The 2246-nt window shown below is 33.4% G+C and carries 3 protein-coding genes; all 3 read left to right on the top strand.

Annotation, left to right across the window (positions count from 1 at the left end; all coding sequences use genetic code 11):
• A partial coding sequence (locus IM313_RS12165; protein WP_226858816.1) for a hypothetical protein occupies nt 1–607 on the top strand: 607 nt, incomplete at its 5' end.
• Nucleotides 588–1532: a hypothetical protein gene (locus tag IM313_RS12160; RefSeq protein WP_163332806.1), complete on the top strand. Its 945-nt coding sequence runs from the start codon at nt 588–590 to the stop codon at nt 1530–1532. The genes IM313_RS12165 and IM313_RS12160, both read left to right, overlap by 20 nt.
• On the top strand, nt 1529–2246 hold a 718-nt coding region (locus IM313_RS12155), incomplete at its 3' end, for a DUF262 domain-containing protein (protein ID WP_193056097.1). The genes IM313_RS12160 and IM313_RS12155, both read left to right, overlap by 4 nt.

Raw genomic sequence — 2246 nt, 5'->3', positions numbered from 1 at the left:
AGACAGAGGTCAAAATGCACCATATGTTTTTAATGATTTAGAGAAAAAATCTAATGGTTTGCTTGGCGAAAAAATAAAAAAATGGATGCAAATCAACTTTAATGGTAAATATTTTTCAATCAAATCCCTTGGGCAATCATTCTCTGTATATTGCATTAGTGAACATAATGAGTCAAATATAATAGATGAAGGGATGGGATTCGCACAAGTATTCCCATCAATAGTCAACAGAAATGTTCGTGATCTCAAGGGTATAGATGGCATCGAAATTATTGAGCAGCCTGAATTACATATCCACCCAGCTGCTTGTGGGATTGTTGCAGATTTATACCTTGAAGCCAAGGACTCAAATATAATATTGATTGAGACTCACTCAAAAGAATTTGTTTTAAGAGTTAGGCGCCGAATTGCAGAAGGAATAAATAACAAGGATGTAAATCTTGTTTATGTTGACTATGATATGGAAAATAGAACAGCATGTCTAAAACCGATTGAAATAAATAAAAATGGTTCAGTGAGTTGGTGGCCATCAGGAATATTTGAAGAGGATTTTGAAGAGGTTATTGCCATTAACAATGCAGGAGGAAATGATGAAAATCAAATGTGATCCTGCAATATTAGCTAATCCAGAAGATAAATTATTATTTTTTACAGGAATGCTTTCACATAGAGAGAACCATTCATTGGATGTTTCTAACATCCAAGATTTGATGAATAATAGCAACATTTCTAACACTGATAGGGAATATTTAAAGAGACTAGTTGTTGCATCAGGATATAAAAATTTTTCCTATGGAATAACAGTTACTGTGAGTAATGATAGAAATCATACCATTAAAGCATCACAGTTAAATGAAATTTTAAGCAGAAAGGCCGTTTTAATTTTAGAAAATGAATTTAGTGATGCCGCATTTATCGAAGTGGTAATAAAAAGTCAAGGCAAAGGATATTTACTTGAATCGAAAAACAAATCTTGGGAGATAAAGGGAGCAGGCGGTTGTGGTGAAATACCTAAACATATAAAAAATGAATCAGCGAAAATGAACGGTTTAAATCGAATTGTTGTAATTCATGATTCTGATCGTTTGAATCCAACTTGCAATATCAGTGAAGTTCAGCAAAAAATAATTGATACAGCTAAAGAACAAGGTGTGGTTTGTTGCACCTTGCAAAAAAGAGAAATAGAAAACTATATACCTGACTCTATTATTAGTTCTTTAGATCATGCACGAAAGACTATTATTCAAAAGTTTAATACCCTTTCAGTCGAACAAAAAGATTATTACGATTATAAGTTTGGATTTAAGAAAAGGGGAGGGCACTGGAAAAAAAATGATGATTTATTTAATGGATTGTATTCTGATCTAAAAGATGACGTTTATCAGGCTATAAAAAATGGCTTCGGTAAAGACATTGCTGAATTGGTTTATGCTGAAGATAAGATTTTAACAAAAGGTGACTTTGATACTCGTTGTGGTAAAATAAGCTCAGAATTTATTAACATTTGTCAGGCTATTGAGAGGGTTTTATGAGTGATAATAAAAGTGGAATACCATCAGTAAGCCCAGAAGTGATGTTTATCGATGATTTGGTCTTAAGCATCGAAAATGGGAAGATTGTTTTGCCTGAATTTCAAAGACCATATGTATGGAAAGAAAAAGATATTAAATATCTTTTTGATAGCATTTATAAAGGCTACCCAATCGGATCTATCCTCCTTTGGAATGGTGGCGGTAATGATATTCCCACTCCAAACTATGTTGGGGGAAGATCTGTAACTGTTTCTTCAGGGGAAAGATATTATATTGTTGACGGGCAGCAAAGACTCACAACACTATTTTGTTGTTTATCAGATGATATTGTAGATGAAAATGGTAAATGGGACCTTTATTTCAATCTTAAAGATAACGTCTTCACACACTCCTCTTCTAAAATTGACGATCCTCATTTAATAAGTATTAAGTCTTTGAGGAAGACCACGTCTTTCTTGAAGGAAGCTCGGCGCATAATTGAGTTAACTTCTGATGATTCACTGATTGAAAAGGCTGAGTCATTGGCGGATAAAATTAGAAAATACAAAATGGCTGTTATCAAACTCGATGGGGGCAGCCTTTCTGAAGTAGTTGAAGTATTTTCTCGATTAAATTCTATGGGTAAAAATATAGGCCAGCAAGATTTGGTGTATGCATTAACCTATGACGGTAATTCAGATAGTGGCATCAATAAGTTTATTGATGATGTAAAAC

The organism is Enterobacter cloacae complex sp. P2B (assembly GCF_014895985.1).
Lineage (GTDB): Bacteria > Pseudomonadota > Gammaproteobacteria > Enterobacterales > Enterobacteriaceae > Enterobacter > Enterobacter bugandensis.
Note: the sequence above shows the minus strand (reverse complement) of the source record. Positions and strands in the feature narration are given on the sequence as shown.